Annotated in this window: 15 protein-coding genes and 1 pseudogene; 11 read left to right on the top strand and 5 right to left on the bottom strand. The window is 63.4% G+C overall.

Annotation, left to right across the window (positions count from 1 at the left end):
- The coding region (locus EH240_RS35450; RefSeq protein WP_206075379.1) for a Ros/MucR family transcriptional regulator at positions 1–277 on the top strand (277 nt) is incomplete at its 5' end.
- Positions 278–409: 132 nt separating this feature from the next.
- Here the strand turns inward: EH240_RS35450 and EH240_RS35445 are convergent.
- Complete coding sequence (locus tag EH240_RS35445) at positions 410–622, bottom strand: cold-shock protein (protein WP_006339568.1); 213 nt, start codon at positions 620–622, stop codon at positions 410–412.
- A 524-nt stretch (positions 623–1,146) separates the two neighbouring features.
- On the opposite strand from EH240_RS35445, the gene EH240_RS35440 reads away from it, so the two are divergent.
- The 10 genes from EH240_RS35440 to EH240_RS35395 all read left to right on the top strand — a co-directional run bounded on the left by EH240_RS35440 (position 1,147) and on the right by EH240_RS35395 (position 11,067).
- Positions 1,147–2,112 (top strand): NUDIX hydrolase, encoded by a 966-nt coding sequence (locus EH240_RS35440; RefSeq protein WP_125006999.1) that lies wholly within the window; start codon positions 1,147–1,149, stop codon positions 2,110–2,112.
- 64 nt (positions 2,113–2,176) lie between these two features.
- The gene (nadA, locus tag EH240_RS35435) at positions 2,177–3,151 is read left to right on the top strand and encodes a quinolinate synthase NadA (RefSeq protein ID WP_125006998.1); all 975 of its coding nucleotides are present in this window, start codon (positions 2,177–2,179) and stop codon (positions 3,149–3,151) included.
- Positions 3,148–4,689 (top strand): L-aspartate oxidase, encoded by a 1,542-nt coding sequence (locus tag EH240_RS35430; protein ID WP_125006997.1) that lies wholly within the window; start codon positions 3,148–3,150, stop codon positions 4,687–4,689. The genes nadA and EH240_RS35430 overlap by 4 nt, the downstream gene beginning before the upstream one ends.
- A 1-nt stretch (position 4,690) precedes the next feature.
- On the top strand, positions 4,691–5,572 hold the full coding sequence (nadC, locus tag EH240_RS35425) for a carboxylating nicotinate-nucleotide diphosphorylase (protein WP_125006996.1): 882 nt from the start codon (positions 4,691–4,693) through the stop codon (positions 5,570–5,572).
- Between the two features lie 9 nt (positions 5,573–5,581).
- Positions 5,582–6,046, top strand: a complete 465-nt coding sequence (locus EH240_RS35420) for a hypothetical protein (RefSeq protein ID WP_125006995.1) — start codon at positions 5,582–5,584, stop codon at positions 6,044–6,046.
- Between the two features lie 6 nt (positions 6,047–6,052).
- Positions 6,053–7,051: a biotin synthase BioB gene (bioB, locus tag EH240_RS35415; RefSeq protein WP_125006994.1), complete on the top strand. Its 999-nt coding sequence runs from the start codon at positions 6,053–6,055 to the stop codon at positions 7,049–7,051.
- An 11-nt stretch (positions 7,052–7,062) separates the two neighbouring features.
- Positions 7,063–8,190, top strand: a complete 1,128-nt coding sequence (locus EH240_RS35410; RefSeq protein ID WP_125007001.1) for an 8-amino-7-oxononanoate synthase — start codon at positions 7,063–7,065, stop codon at positions 8,188–8,190.
- Positions 8,187–8,825, top strand: a complete 639-nt coding sequence (gene bioD / locus EH240_RS35405; protein ID WP_125006993.1) for a dethiobiotin synthase — start codon at positions 8,187–8,189, stop codon at positions 8,823–8,825. Before EH240_RS35410 ends, bioD begins: the two co-directional genes overlap by 4 nt.
- Positions 8,822–10,087 carry an adenosylmethionine--8-amino-7-oxononanoate transaminase gene (locus EH240_RS35400; RefSeq protein ID WP_125006992.1) on the top strand — a complete coding sequence of 422 codons (1,266 nt, stop codon included), beginning with the start codon at positions 8,822–8,824 and terminating at the stop codon, positions 10,085–10,087. Before bioD ends, EH240_RS35400 begins: the two co-directional genes overlap by 4 nt.
- Positions 10,084–11,067 (top strand): beta-ketoacyl-ACP synthase III, encoded by a 984-nt coding sequence (locus tag EH240_RS35395; protein WP_125006991.1) that lies wholly within the window; start codon positions 10,084–10,086, stop codon positions 11,065–11,067. The genes EH240_RS35400 and EH240_RS35395 overlap by 4 nt, the downstream gene beginning before the upstream one ends.
- Positions 11,068–11,220: 153 nt before the next feature.
- On the opposite strand, the gene panC is transcribed toward EH240_RS35395, so the two are convergent.
- The 4 genes and pseudogenes from panC to EH240_RS35375 form a co-directional block, all read right to left on the bottom strand.
- Positions 11,221–12,102 (bottom strand): pantoate--beta-alanine ligase, encoded by an 882-nt coding sequence (panC, locus tag EH240_RS35390; RefSeq protein WP_125006990.1) that lies wholly within the window; start codon positions 12,100–12,102, stop codon positions 11,221–11,223.
- Complete coding sequence (panB, locus tag EH240_RS35385) at positions 12,099–12,941, bottom strand: 3-methyl-2-oxobutanoate hydroxymethyltransferase (protein ID WP_125007000.1); 843 nt, start codon at positions 12,939–12,941, stop codon at positions 12,099–12,101. Before panB ends, panC begins: the two co-directional genes overlap by 4 nt.
- 213 nt (positions 12,942–13,154) lie before the next feature.
- A pseudogene (locus EH240_RS35380) lies at positions 13,155–15,381 on the bottom strand (error-prone DNA polymerase); the annotation flags it as partial.
- Positions 15,378–15,636: DUF6504 family protein (locus tag EH240_RS35375; protein WP_342634126.1), on the bottom strand; the 259-nt coding region annotated here is incomplete at its 5' end. The gene EH240_RS35375 and the pseudogene EH240_RS35380, both read right to left, overlap by 4 nt.

Here is a 15,636-nt window from a genome sequence, read left to right as displayed (position 1 = left end):
GGTCCCGATCAAGAAGTCGATGATGGCAGACTACATCATCTGCCTTGAGGACGGCAAGAAATTCAAATCGCTAAAACGCCATCTTTCAACCCACTATGGGCTGACCCCGGACGACTATCGCGCCAAATGGGGCCTGCCGGCGGATTATCCGATGGTCGCGCCGGACTACGCTGCGGCGCGCTCGGCGTTGGCCAAGACCATGGGGCTCGGCCGCAAACCGAAAGAGTCGGCAACGCCGGCGCCGGCGAAGCGGACCCGCAAGAAGGTCGCAGCCTGACTTTATCTCTCGAGGGTCGTTCTGGAGCGCGCAGCTGCTATCGGGCATGATCCGCGCGGAATAGGAAAAGGCGGAGAGCAATCCCCGCCTTACCTCGCGTTCATTCGCTGTTGCCGGGACGCAGGCGAAAATTCAGCCAGCTTTGCTGAGGCTGCCGGCAGAGGACTTGCCAGTGCGGCGGTCCTGTTCGATCTCATAGTTGATCTTCTGGCCGTCGTTCAGCGTCGAGAGGCCCGCGCGTTCGACAGCGGAAATGTGGACGAAAACATCCTGACCGCCATTGTCGGGCTGGATAAATCCAAATCCCTTGGTGCTGTTGAACCACTTCACCGTTCCAGTTGCCATGCATTTTTCCTTTGATCAGTTGCAGCGTTGGTTTTGCCTAAGCCTGTTAGCATTCTGCCTTGGGGATAGGCGCAGTAAAAGAGAGAAATCGCAAGGCCCTGGATCGACCCAAGGAAAATCAACTACCGGATACCGGCTCTGAACGGTAACGCAACAACACCGCTGCTGCGGCCCTCGCTCGCCATGGTGAGTTCGGCCGGATGGTTGTGTAATGGGAATGCGCCGGGAGTACCGATCGGCGAACAGCCTGCGAACTTCGCTCTGACGAGCATCGAGAACGCCGATTGTCCGCATTGGACCCGGGCTAGACCGTCGCAAAATCTTCATAGCGCTCCCCGCGTCTTCACGGTCGGCAACATTCCCTTGTCTTCCCTAACATTACCCGTCGTGGGTGTCGCGTTTGGCACAGTTTCGTGCAAAGGCGAAGAACAAAAGACCGTACAGGTACGCGGTTGACGTGTCGCCCTGCATAGTCCACGTTTTATTAAATCGGTTTAGTCGCGCCGCTCGACCACGTTCAGAACATGCACGATCAAGCAGTACGTATCAAAAAAGCGAACAGCGCCCGGAAGGGTCGCGACATCAATGTGGACCTTATCGCGGTCGTTGCCGCCGTGAGCGACTGGGAACCTTGTGTTCTCACCGTCGGGCAGCGGGACTCCCTCCCCTCCGGTCCGTTCGAACTCAGTCACCGGTCGCTGCAGTCAGGCCTGCGGGATTGGGTCGAACAGCAGACGGGTCACCCGCTGGGCTATATCGAGCAACTCTATACCTTTGCCGACCGCGACCGGATCATTGCCGGGCGTGAGCAGCGCAACATCTCCATCAGCTATCTCGCGCTGACCCGGCAGGATGCCATCAGGATGTCGCGCACGTCGCGCTGGAGCAGCTGGTACGACTATTTTCCCTGGGAGGATCACCGCTCCGGCGCGCCGGCCGCGCTTCGTCTCTTGCGGCCGCGCCTACTTGCCTGGGCGAAGGGCGCCGATAACGCCGCTGCGCGGCGTGAACGTCGCCAGCGCGCGGCAATTGCCTTCGGTTTCGACGATCGCCCCTGGAACGAGGAACTCACGCTCCAGCGTTATGAGCTGCTCTATGAAGCCGCGCTGGTCGAGGAGGCTGCCGCGGATCCGAAGCCGTCGGCAGCGGCTTCGTTATCGGGGAGAACCATGGTCGCGGACCATCGCCGCATCCTCGCGACTGGTATTGCCCGGCTGCGTTCCAAGATCAAATACCGGCCCGTGGTGTTCGAGCTCATGCGACCTGCCTTCACGCTGCTTCATTTGCAGCGGACCGTGGAAGCCTTGGCTGGCAGGCTGATCAACAAGCCGAACTTCCGCAGGCTGGTCGAGCAGCAGGAACTGGTCGAGGAAACCGGCGAGACCTCTCTCGATACGGGCGGCCGGCCGGCAAAGCTCTATCGCTTCCGCCACGCTGTCCTTGATGAACAGGCCGTCGTCGGGACCAAATTGCCGCTCTCGCGGGCTTGACACCTTTATAGTCGACGTAGATATATCCGGTTTATTGTCAGCCGGAATATAAGCGGAGGCGCGGATGATCGGCGCGTTACCTACGGCCGCGTCGCTCTATGAGCGTGTCCGGCGGGTCATCCCCCCAATCGAATGGCCGGCCTTTGCTGATGACATCGATGCCATCCTGGCGTTGAAGCGGGAGCGCAACGCGGTCATCCTGGCGCATAACTACCAGACGCCGGAGATTTTTCACTGTGTGGCTGACATCGTTGGCGACAGCCTGGCGCTGGCCCGCAAGGCAATGACGGTCGATGCCGAAATCATCGTGCTCGCGGGCGTGCATTTTATGGCGGAAACAGCCAAGCTGCTCAATCCCGATAAGACGGTGCTCATACCGGACCTCGAGGCCGGCTGCTCGCTGGCGGACTCGATCACCGCCGAAGACGTGCGCCTGATGCGGCAGCGTTATCCGAGCGTTCCAGTGGTGACCTACGTCAACACCTCCGCCGCGGTGAAGGCAGAGTCCGACATCTGCTGCACCTCAGGCAACGCGCTTGCAGTCGTAAAGTCGCTCGGCGCGCCGCGTGTGATCATGCTGCCCGACGAATATCTGGCCAAGAACATCGCGGCGCAGACGAAGGTCGAGATCATCGCATGGAAGGGGCACTGCGAGGTGCATGAGCGCTTCACGGCGGCCGACATCCGCGAGCTGCGTGAAGCGCATCCCGGCATCAGCGTACTTGCCCATCCCGAATGTCCGCCCGCGGTCGTGGCCGAAGCCGACTTCGCCGGCTCGACGGCGGCGATGTCCGACTATGTCGCGCGGCATAGGCCGGAGCGTGTGGTGCTGATGACGGAATGTTCCATGAGCGACAACGTCGCGGTCGAGCATCCGGACGTGGATTTCGTGCGCCCCTGCAATCTGTGCCCGCACATGAAACGCATCACGCTGACCAACATCCGCACCGCGCTCGAGGAGACCCGCCACGTCGTCACGATCGATCCGCTTGTCGCCGAGCGCGCCCGCTGGGCGGTGGAGCGCATGCTCTTCGTATGACGCCGGACATCCATGACATCGCTGGGGCGCCGGTCATCATCGGCGCTGGTATCGCCGGGCTGCTGACGGCGCTTCACCTGGCGCCGCAACCGGTCGTTCTTCTCTCCAGAACACCGCTCGGGACCGAAGCCTCAAGCACGCTCGCCCAGGGCGGGCTCGCAGCCAGCCTCGGCGAGGACGATACCCCGGAACTCCACCTCACCGATACGCTTGCTGCCGGCGACGGACACTGCGACGAACAAATGGCCAGGCGGGTGATTGAGGCCGCACCTCAAGCCATCGAGAACCTTATCCGTCTCGGCGTTCCCTTCGATCGCTCACTCGACGGGAGGCTGCGGCTCGGCCTGGAAGCGGCGCATTCGCGTCGCCGCATCGTGCACGCCGCCGGCGATGCAACCGGCCGCGAGCTGTTTCGGGCGCTGCTCGGCGTGGCGCGGCGAACCCGTTCGATCACGATCATGGAAGGCATGACAGCGCTTCGTTTGGTTGTATCGGAGGGCAGCATTGTGGGCTTGCTGGCTGTCCTGCACGGCGGCGTGTTCGCATTGCCCACACGCCGCGTCGTGCTCGCGACCGGTGGTATAGGCGGGCTGTTTTGCGACACAACGAACCCACTTGCTTCATTCGGGCACGGCCTGGCGCTTGCAGCCTGTGCTGGAGCGGAGCTCGCCGATCTCGAATTTGTGCAGTTCCACCCGACCGCGCTCGATGGTCCGCGCCGGCCAATGCCGCTTGTCAGCGAAGCAGTGCGTGGCGAAGGCGCGGTGCTGATCGATGAGCATGGCAATCGCTTCCTGGCAGACACACTCGGGGCGGAACTCGCATCGCGCGATGTGGTCGCGAGGGCGATCTCCGATCAGCTCGCCGCCGGGCATCATGTCTACCTCGACGCCCGGCAATGTCTTGGGGCGAGATTTGCAAAACGCTTTCCGGCGATCGACGCTATTTGCAAGCAGGCCGGCATCGATCCGGCCGTGCAGCCTATTCCCGTGCGTCCCGCTGCTCACTATCACATGGGCGGCGTGGCCGTTGACGCCGAAGGGCGCAGTTCCGTGAGCGGCCTGTGGGCCTGCGGCGAAGTCGCATGCACGGGACTGCATGGTGCCAACCGGCTTGCCAGCAACTCTCTCGCGGAAGCTGTTGCGACAGCTGTCTGGGTCGCGTCAAGCGTGGCTGGAACTTGCGCGGGTTGGCAGTGGGCTAGGCTTCCCGCAACCGTTCCCGTGCGCCCGGACCCTTCGTCCATACACCAGCTTGTCTCCAACGCGCTTGGCATCATCCGTGACGGCAAGGGGCTGCGGGAGGCGATCGAGACTCTGCTGCCGATCGCTGTTGGCGGGATGGCGGCGGCCGATCCTGCGTTGGTAGCGCTGTTGATCGCGATCGCAGCGCTTCGGCGCGAGGAAAGCCGCGGCTCGCATTACCGATCCGATTTCCCCGGGCGCGATGCTGCCGCCCTCCCCTCACGACTGACGCTCTGCACAGCCTTTGAGAATGCCGTCACGCTCAGCTGGCAAGTATCCGAACGGAGCTGTTGACATGACTTCACTTGCACCGCTTCCCCAGATCATCATGGAACCGATCGTGCGTAACGCCCTGCTGGAAGACCTGGGCCGAGCCGGCGACATCACGAGTGACGCGATCATCCCGGCCGATTGCAAGGCGACGCTCGCATTGACTGCTCGCCAAGCAGGCGTTGTTGCCGGGCTCGATCTGGTGATGTTTGCCTTCCTGCTGGTCGATCCCGGGATCAGCATGCAGTTGCAATGCCCCGAGGGCGGCAAAGTTTCGGCCGGCGACACGATCGCCAATGTCAGCGGGCCGGCGCGCAGCCTGCTGACTGCCGAACGGACCGCGCTCAATTTCCTATGCAAGCTGAGCGGCATCGCAACGGCTACAGCCTCGCTGGTAAACGCGGTGCGCGGCCATAACGCAAAAATCGTGTGTACGCGAAAAACAACGCCCGGCCTGCGTGTCCTGGAAAAATACGCCGTGCGCGCCGGCGGCGGCGCCAATCACCGCTTCGCGCTCGACGACGCCGTGCTGATCAAGGACAACCACATCGCCATTGCCGGCGACATCCGCACCGCGATCGAGCGGGCGCGAAGCGCTATAGGTCACATGGTCAAGATCGAGGTCGAGGTGGACACGCTGGATCAGCTCGAGATGGCGCTCGCGGCGGGTGTCGATGCCGTGCTCCTCGACAACATGTCGGTCGAGGATCTCGCCCAGGCCGTGGCGATGGTCGGCAGCCGGAGTATCACCGAGGCGTCGGGTCGGGTGACGCCGGAAACAGCTCCGGCCATTGCGGCAACCGGTGTCGACCTTATCTCGGTCGGCTGGCTGACCCACAGCGCTCCAATTCTGGACATCGGCCTCGACATGCCAGTCGACCGGAATTGCAGCAGGCGTCTGAGCTGAGGAGAGGACATGAACCGGGAACGCAGGAACCCTTTTGGCCGTAGGCTATCCGGCGCCAGACCAGCTTTAGCTCAGCCGATTGCCGACCAAAGTCTGTCCGCTGAAGTGACGGAACAGGAAAAACCCGAAGACCGTGTCGAAGCACTCGGCTTTATCATCTGTCGGCTCGACGAGCTGCGCCAGATGGCTGCCTCTCACGGGCTGGAATCTCTCGGTTATCTGCTGGACGTGGCCTTCACCGAATCCTGCGAGGCGATCAGACGGGAGCGCTCTTCCGCTCAAAGCGAAGCTATCGATGCATCGGTCTGCAGCAATGACGTAGCTGACCCCGCCGACGGCAGGCCCACCTTTCGTAGCGAAACCGGCAGTCGCCCCCCGATGAGTACTTCCGGCCAGACCAAGGGGGCTACGCTTCTCGATCGGCAAGTCGGTGCGACGCTCCCTCAGCCAGGGTATGAGGATTTGGAGGACTAGACGGATATGAACCTGGGACGCAGCCCTAACCTGACCTCCGACCCATTAGCGTGGGCGCTGCCGCCCTGGGTCCGAGCGGAAGCGCAGGCAGTCTACGACCTGCCCTTCAACGACCTGCTCTTCCGGGCCCAGTCGATACATCGGGAGAATTTCGATCCGAACCGGGTGCAGCTGTCGCGCCTGCTCTCCATCAAGACCGGCGGCTGTCCCGAGGATTGCGGCTATTGCAGCCAGTCCGCGCATCACCAGTCGGGCCTCAAGGCCTCGAAGCTGATGGAGGTTGAGCGCGTCATCACCGAGGCCAGGAAGGCACGCGACGCCGGCGCCACGCGCTATTGCATGGGCGCAGCCTGGCGCAGCCCCAAGGAGCGCGACATGGACGCTGTCGTCGCCATGGTCGAGGGCGTCAAGGCTCTCGGCATGGAGACCTGCATGACGCTCGGCATGCTCGACCTCGATCAGGCGCAGCGGCTGAAGCAAGCCGGGCTCGACTACTACAACCACAACATCGACACCTCCGAGCGCTACTACAGCGAGATCATCTCGACCCGCATGTTTGCCGACCGGCTGGAGACGCTTGGCCACGTCCGCGACAGCGGCATCAAGATCTGCTGCGGCGGCATTGTCGGCATGGGCGAGGAGAAGGCCGACCGCATCGATATGCTGGTGACTTTGGCCAACCTGCCCGAGCCGCCCGACAGCGTTCCGATCAACATGCTGATTCCGATCGAGGGCACACCGCTCGGCGAGGCCGAACCCATCGAGCCGATCGAATTCGTGCGCACAATCGCCCTAGCCCGCATCATGATGCCGAAATCGCATGTGCGGCTTTCGGCCGGCCGCACGGCGATGAGCGATGAGATGCAGGCGCTGTGCTTCTTTGCCGGCGCCAATTCGATTTTCGTCGGCGACACCTTGCTGACCGCCGAGAACCCCGGCGAGGACAAGGACAGCGCCCTGTTTCGCCGGCTGGGCATCAAGCCGATGGACCGCGAAGCCCGGTGAACGACCGCGCCATGCTCGACCGTTATCAGGCGACCCTGAGCGGACTGGCGCGCAAGGACCGGTTGCGGACGCTTAGCACCCGCGCCGGGCTGGACTTTTCCTCGAACGACTATCTCGGCCTAGCGCGATCAAAGCGCATGGCGGAAGCGGTCGCTGCGGCAGTCGCGGCAGGCACGCCCGTCGGTTCCACCGGCTCGCGGCTGCTGCGCGGCAACGCGCCCGAGCACGAAGCGCTCGAAGCCAAGGCGGCCGGCTTCTTCGGCGCCGAACGCGCGCTGTTCTTCGGCGGCGGCTACATTGCCAATTTGGCGGTGCTCACGACCTTGCCCCACAAAAGCGACCTGATCGTGCTTGACGAACTCATCCATGCCAGCGCCCATGAAGGAGCGCGCGCCGGCCGCGCCGACGTCGTGCAGGCTGCACACAATGATGCGGGCGCTGTGGACGATGCCATCATAGCCTGGCGGGTCATGGGTGGGACTGGCCGTCCCTGGATCGTGGTCGAAAGCCTCTACAGCATGGATGGCGACCGGGCGCCGCTTGGCGAATTGATCGAAGTCGCGGATCGGCACGAAGCGTTCCTGTTCGTCGACGAGGCGCACGCCACTGGTATCTATGGCCTCGACGGGCGGGGTCTCGCGCACGATCTCGAAGGCTGCGACAATGTCGTCGTGCTGCATACTTGCGGCAAGGCGCTCGGCGCCTCCGGGGCGCTGGTCACCGCACCCGCAGTGCTTTGCGATTATCTCGTCAACCGCTGCCGGCCCTTCATCTACGCCACCGCGCCCTCGCCGCTGATGGCAGTGGCGGCGGCAACGGCCCTCGACATTGTCGCCGACGAACCGGAACGCCGCGGGCGGCTGGCGAGGCTGGTCGCTCTTGCCGGCGAGAGAGCGGAGGAGCTTGGCCTGGCCGCGAGCGGTTCGCAGATCCTGCCGATCATCGTCGGCGACAATCGACGCGCCATGGCGCTGGCGCAGGCTTTGCAGTCGCGCGGGTTCGATGTGCGCGGCATCCGGCCGCCAACCGTGCCCGAGGGCACCGCGAGGCTCAGGATCTCGCTGACGCTGAATGTCGGCGAGGACGATGTTTCGGGGTTGTTCGAGGCTCTTGCCGAGAAATGGGAGCGCTCGCAATGACGGAACGCTTCATCGTAACCGGCACCGACACCGGCGTCGGCAAGACGGTGTTTGCGGCCGGCCTCGCGGGGGTTGTCGACCGCTTCTATTGGAAGCCGGTGCAATCGGGCCTTCACGAGGAAACCGACAGCGAGGTCGTTGCCCGCCTCTCCGGCCTACCCGCTGGGCGCATCCTGCCCGAAGTGTACCGTCTGAAGATGCCGCTGTCGCCGCATCGGTCGGCCGAAATCGACGGCGTCGCGATCGAGGCGGCAAAGCTCTCGCTGCCAGCTCTGCCGGGCCCTTTGATCGTCGAAGGCGCCGGCGGGCTGATGGTGCCGCTCAATCGGCAAACGAGGTTCATTGATATCTTCCGGCAATGGCGGCTACCGGTCGTCCTTTGCGCGCGCACGGCGCTCGGCACCATCAATCACACCCTGCTTTCGGTGGAAGCTCTGCGCGCCCGCTCCATACCGTTGCTCGGCATCGCCTTCATCGGCGACGAGATGGCGGATACGCAAAAAACGATCGCGGAGATGGGCAAGGTTCGCATTCTCGGTCGCCTGCCGCGCCTCGACCCGCTGACGCCCAAGGGGCTTTCCGTGGCGATGCGGGCCGCGTTCAACGTCGCCGACTTTATGGAGGCCCCACATTGAGCCGCTCCGCTGTCTGGCATCCCTTTACCCAGCATGCCACCGAGCCCGTTCCGCCGACAATCGTGCGCACCGAGGGTGCGTATGTCGAGACGCGCGAAGGCATGCGTATCCTCGACGCAATCTCTTCCTGGTGGGTCATTACGCACGGCCATCGCCACCCTAAAATCATGGAGGCGATCCGCGAGGCGACCGACACGTTCGACCAGGTGATCTTCGCCGGCCTCAGCCATGAGCCAGCCGAGCAATTGGCGTCGGCGCTGGTCGACATGACACCGGCGGGTCTCGACTGGGTGTTCTTCTCCGACAGCGGCTCGACCAGCGTCGAGGTAGCGCTGAAGATGGCGCTCGGCTTTCACCGCAACAATGGCGTGCCGCGCTCGCGCATCGCCGTCATGGAGCACAGCTATCACGGCGACACCATCGGCACGATGAGTGTCGGCGCGCGCGGCGTCTTCAACGCCGCATACGAGCCCCTGCTGTTTCAGGTCGACACCATCCCCTTCCCCGCCGCGGGCCGAGAACAGGAAACGCTCGACGCCTTCGAGCGGCTGGCGCGTGACCGCGATGTTGCCGCTTTGATCGTCGAGCCGCTGGTGCTCGGCGCCGGCGGCATGCTGATCTATCCGGCTTCGGTTCTGGCCGAGCTCAAGCGCATTGCCGAGCGCTTCGGGACGCTTTTCATCGCCGATGAAGTCATGACCGGCTGGGGTCGCACCGGCACCATGTTCGCCTGCGAGCAAGCAGCGATCACGCCCGATATTTTGTGCACATCCAAGGGACTGACAGGTGGCGCGCTGCCGCTCGCGGCGACGCTCGCCACCGATGCAATCTTCCGCGCGCACTATTCGACGGATCGGGCCAGGACCTTCTTCCATTCGAGCTCCTACACGGCGAACCCGATCGCCTGCGCGGCGGCACTGGCGAATGTCGGCATCTGGAATGACGAGCCGGTTGCAGCACGCGTAGCGGCGCTATCGCGGACGCAGAGGGAGAAGGTTGCGCGGTTCAGCCAGGATCCGCGTTTCGACAATGTGCGCACGACCGGCACGATTGCCGCGCTCGACCTCAGCGTCGGCAATGCAGGCTATCTGGCCGAGGTCGGCCCAAGGCTGCGCGCCTTCTTCCTCGAACGCGGATTGTTGGTGCGACCGCTCGGCAACGTTATCTACGTGCTGCCGCCCTATTGCGTGACGTCGGACGAGCTCGATTGCCTTTACGCGGCAATAGACGAGGCGGCTGAACTAGCCAGCGAAAGCCGATGAACCGCACCGCGCGCATCATTGGCCTTGGCCATCACGTGCCGGCTCGAAAAGTCGGCAATGCCGAGATCGAGGCAAGCCTCGGGCTGGAGCCAGGCTGGATCGAGGGACGGACCGGCATTCGCTCGCGTTTCTGGGCGGAGCCTGGCGACACGCTGTCCGGGTTGGCGACGAAGGCAGGCGACATGGCGCTCGGGGCGGCCGGCATTGATCGCAAGGAGATCGGGCTGCTGCTGCTTGCCACGTCAACGCCGGACCATCTCCTGCCGCCCAGCGCGCCGCTGGTGGCGCACAGGCTCGGCCTTCAAATGGCCGGCGGCGTCGACCTCGCGGGTGCCTGCGCCGGATTCATCTATGCTATGACCTTCGCCGATGGCTTCGTGCGCCTGCACAACAAGCCGGCCGTCATTATCGCCGCCAACATCCTGAGCCGCCGGATCAACCCGGCCGAGCGGGCAAGCGCCGTGCTGTTTGCCGACGCCGCTGGCGCCGTGGTGCTGGCCCCGTCAAGCGATGCCGGCCACGGCATCCTCGGCTCTTCCTTTGCCTCCGATGGGTCCGCTTATGGCCTGATCCAAATCCCCGCGGGCGGCAGCAATCGTCCGTTCTCCGACGGAATCGACATCGCCGAAACCCGCATGACCATCACGAACGGCCGCGAGGTCTTTGCTAACGCGGTGGAGATGATGAGCCGCTGCTCCGCAGAGGCGCTGCAGGCGGCCGGCCTTTCGGCGCCGGACGTCGCCCGCTTCGTGCCGCACCAGGCAAATGCCCGCATCCTCAACGCGGTCGGCAAGTCGCTTGGCATTGCGAATGAGCGCATCGTCAAGACCATCGCCGACTACGGCAACTCATCGGCCGCGACAATTCCCCTCTCGCTGTCGATCGCGCATGGCGCCAATCCCTTTCAGCCAGGCGAGAAACTGCTGCTGGCCGCAGCCGGCGCCGGCCTGACAGGCGGTGCACTGGTGGTCGGCATTTAACCGGCGGATCCCGCCAATCCGGCGCGCCGGCAGCGCCCATACAAGTCCAATCTCAACTTTTGAGGACAAATCGGCGTGTCGTAAAAATTGGCAGAGCAAGTGTGGAGCGCCAGCCAATATATATGCGCCGCCGGGGCGCTTATGCCACGTCGTTCAGGCAGCGGCTTGCTGCGCCATTGCAGAGCGTGCCAAGTTCACTTGAACATTGTCGATTAGCCGTGTCTGGCCGAGCCAGGCCGCGACGAGCAGCCGCGCTGGTCGGTCCACTCTCAGGATCGAGGCAAGATCATTATCCGCGCGCAGTTCAAGATACTCGACCTTGGAGAAGCCCGCGGCGAGGATCGCCTCTCGCGCGTCAGTCAGCGCACCTTTTATAGATACGCCCGAACTCAGCTGATTGGCCGTTTGGACCAAGATTTCAGCCAGTCGAGGCGCCCTGTGGCGCTCAGTCAAAGACAGCCGCGTGTTGCGCGACGACAGCGCCAAGCCATCGGTCTCGCGCACCGTCGGGCCTGCGATAATCTGGATCGGGATATCGAGGTCACGGACAAGCCGGCGCACGACGTGGAGTTGCTGGAAGTCCTTCTCGCCAAAAAACGCCAGATCGGCGCCGCTCTGCAGAAGAAGCTTTGTGACCACCGTTGCCACGCCATCGAAGTGGCCAGGCCGAAACGTGCCGCAAAGCCCCTCACTCACGTCGCCGACCGAAACTGTGGTCGCGAAGCCTGGCGGATACATGTCGGCTGCATTGGGAGCATAAAGAATATGGGCGCCGACCGATGCGAGCTTCGCCGCGTCATCGTGTTCCGTGCGCGGATAGGCGGCCAGGTCAGCGGCATTGTTGAATTGTCTCGGGTTGACGAACAGCGTCACAATCACCCGATCAGCCTTGGCCAGTGCGGCCCGCACGAGGCTGAGATGCCCCTCATGCAGGGCGCCCATTGTTGGCACAACAGCGATCTTTAGACCCTCGCGGCGCCAAGCGGCAACGATGCTACGCAGTTCGGAGACGATCCGGACGATTGCGGTGCTCATGAAGCAACCTCACTGACTGTCCGCGGCTCATCGCCGAAGACGTGATCGAGCGCTGGGAAGCGGCGCTCGCGCACCTCGCTTGCGTATGCTGCGATCGCTGCGTCCGCAGCCGATCCCAGCTCCGCATACCGTTTGACGAAACTTGGCCGGAAGGCGCCAAACAGGCCCAGCATGTCGTCGACAACAAGGATCTGCCCGTCGCAGGCGGACGATGCACCGATGCCGATTGTGGGGATCGCCACTTGCTCTGTAATTAGCCGAGCAAGCGCTTCCGGTATCTTCTCGAGTACGACGGCGAATGCACCAGCCTCAGCCACGGCCGTTGCATCACGCAGGATCCGTTCGGCATCCTCGCCTCGGCCCTGAATGCGATAACCGCCAAAAGCATTGACCGCCTGTGGCGTCAGTCCCACGTGGCCCATCACGGGTATGCCGCGCGCGGTCAAGAACCGGATTGTCTCCGCGACGCTTTCGCCGCCTTCGAGCTTGACCGCCCCCGCGCCGGTTTCGGCCATGACGAGGGCCGCATTGCGGAAGGCCTGCGTGGGGCTATCCTCGTAAGAGCCAAACGGCATGTCCACGATCATCAGAGCGCTTTGAAGTCCGCGCCGCACCGCCTTGCCGTGCAAGATCATCATTTCGAGCGTGACGCCAAGCGTCGAAGGCATCCCGTGCAACACCATGCCGACACTGTCGCCGACCAGCACCACGTCGCAATGGCCGTCGACAAGCTTGGCGACGGGCGTTGTATAGGCCGTTAGGCAAACAAGCGGCGTCTTCCCCTTCCGCGCCGCGATATCCGGCACCGTCAATGCCTTCGATCCTCCGGTTGCGCTCACCGACCTCTCCTTCCGCTGCGGAAGGAAGCATGTGCCACATTTTTGTGCAATTGCGAAGAGAAAATTTGCAGCGCACAATCATTTGCCGACGACATTCATCGTATGACGGTTTGGCGGCCCTGAAGTGTCCAGGACGGGCGATCTCGGCGGCGCCAGCATGTACGTTTGTTACGACCGTGCCGCTCCTGGCGCGAGCCTCCAGGTATCCTTCGGCTGGGCCGGCAGATAAAAACCCATCGGCTGCGAATTCAGCAACGCGGCACAGAAGACATCCGGATGCCAGCACTTCATCCAGGATGAGGCGTAGGCGATCAGCGCGAAGGAGGCGGCGTGGCTTTCGGGGAAGCCGTAGCTGCCGAACCCTTCGAGTTGCGAGAAGGTCTTTTCGGCAAACTCCGGGGTGTAGCCGTTGTCGATCATGCCATTGATCAGTTTGTCGCGGAACTTCGAGACACCGCCGGTGTGCTTGAAGGTGGCCATGGCGCGCCGCAACTGGTCGGCCTCGCCGGCCGAAAAGCCAGCGCAGATCATGGAAACCTGCATCGCCTGCTCCTGAAACAGCGGCACGCCGAGCGTCTTGCCGAGAACGCGCTCGAGCTCCGGCGTCGGAAACGTCACCTCCTCCTTGCCGTCGCGGCGGCGAAGGTAGGGATGAACCATGTCGCCCTGTTCATACGCGGCAGCATCGACATCTGCGCGCGGGATTCGATCTGAAACACGCCAAGCGTGTCGGCCTTGCGGATCATCGCATAGGTGCGCGGATCCTCGGCCGGGATGGTGGCCAGGTCGAGTGTGACGCCCTTGTGTTCGGCAAGCAGATCGAACGATCTCTTCATGCAGGTGAGCATGCCCAGCGCCAGGACATCCACCTTCATGAATTTGAGGGCGTCGATATCGTCCTTGTCCCATTCCACCACCTGGCGATCCTTCATCGCCGCCGGCTCGATCGGCACGAGATCGTCGAGCCGATCATGCGTCAGCACAAAGCCGCCCGGATGCTGCGAGAGGTGACGCGGCGTGCCGGCAAGTTGCGCGGCGAGTTCAAGGGTCAGCCGCAGCCGGTGATCGCCGAGATTGAGATTGAGCTCGCCGGCGCGCGGCTCGTCGACTGCTTCGCCATGGCCCACACCTGCGAGGACAGAAGTTTGGTCATGTCCTCGGGCAGGCCGAGCGCCTTGCCGACATCGCGGACAGCACCTTTGGTGCGATAACGGATGACGGTGGAGCACAGTGCGGCATGGTCGCGACCGTAAGTCTCGTAGACCCACTGCATGACGATCTCGCGTCGTTCATGCTCGAAATCGACATCGATGTCGGGCGGCTCGCGCCGCTCCCGGCTGACGAAACGCTCGAACAGGAGATTGTTGCGTTCGGGATCGATGGGGGTGATGCCTAGCACGTAGCATACGGCTGAATTGGCGGCCGAGCCGCGGCCCTGGCAAAGAATGTCCTGGCTGCGGGCGAAGCGGACGATCGAGTTGACGGTCAGGAAGTACGGCGCATATTTGAGCGTCTCGATCAGCCGCAGCTCGTGCTTCAGAATACCGATCACCTTGTCGGGAAGACCCTCGGGATAGCGGCGGGCTGCACCTTCCCAGGTCAGCTTTTCCAGCGCCTGCTGGGAGGTTAGGCCCGGCATGGTCTTTTCCTCCGGGTATTGGTAGGCGAGCTCGTCCATTGAGAAACGGCAGCGGTCGGCGATTTCGACCGTGCGCGCCAGGGCCTCAGGATAACGGCTGAACAGCCGCGCCATTTCATCGCCCGGTTTGAGAAAGCGATCGGCATGACGTTCGCGCCGGAAGCCGGCGTCGTCTATGGTGACATTGTGACGAATGCAGGTGACGACATCCTGCATCATGCGGCGGGCCGGATCGTGGAAGAGCACGTCATTGGTGACGACGCTCGGCACGCCGATCGCGGCCGCCAAGTTCGCCAACTCGTATAGCCGGAGCTGGTCGTTGGGGCGTCTGCGCAAGGTGAGCGCCAGATAGGCGCGATCGCCAAAGGCTTCGCGCAGCCGCCGCAGACGAACGGCGCAAAGATCATCGGCTTCGTCCGGCACGAGAACCGCGATCAGACCTTCGCCGTAGGCGACGACATCATCCCACTCGAGATGGCACTTCGCCTTGCCGGCCCTGCCCTTACCGAGCGAAAGCAGGCGGCAAAGGCGCGAATAGGCCGGTCGGTCGATCGGATAAACCAAGACCGACATGCCGTCGGCGAGATCAAGTCGGCAGCCGACGATCAGTCGGACGCCTGTCGTCTTCGCCGCTTCGTGGGCGCGCACGATGCCGGCAAGCGAATTGCGATCGACGACAGCGAGTGCTTCGATGCCGAGGAGCGCCGCCTGCGCGAATAGCTCTTCGCAGCTACTCGCTCCACGCAGGAAGGAGAAATGCGAGGTCACTTGCAACTCGGCATATCGGGTTGCGCCAGTCATCCGAAAATCCCGTGCATGAACCATTTATGCGATCCGGTCGCGGCATCCTCTCCGTCGCCGGCACGGTAGACCCAGTAGCGCTCGCCGTTCTCGTCCTCGACCTGGAAATAATCCCTCACCGCCGCGAGCTCAGCGTCACGCTTCCACCATTCCCCGAAAACCCGTTCCGGGCCGTCCGCCCGCTTCACGCGGCGGCGCACCCCTCGCCAGGTGAAGGTCACGGGCGGATGGTCGGGAAGGAGTGCTACCGTCTCG

This window comes from Mesorhizobium tamadayense (assembly GCF_003863365.1).
Taxonomy (GTDB): domain Bacteria; phylum Pseudomonadota; class Alphaproteobacteria; order Rhizobiales; family Rhizobiaceae; genus Mesorhizobium; species Mesorhizobium tamadayense.
Note: the sequence above shows the minus strand (reverse complement) of the source record. Positions and strands in the feature narration are given on the sequence as shown.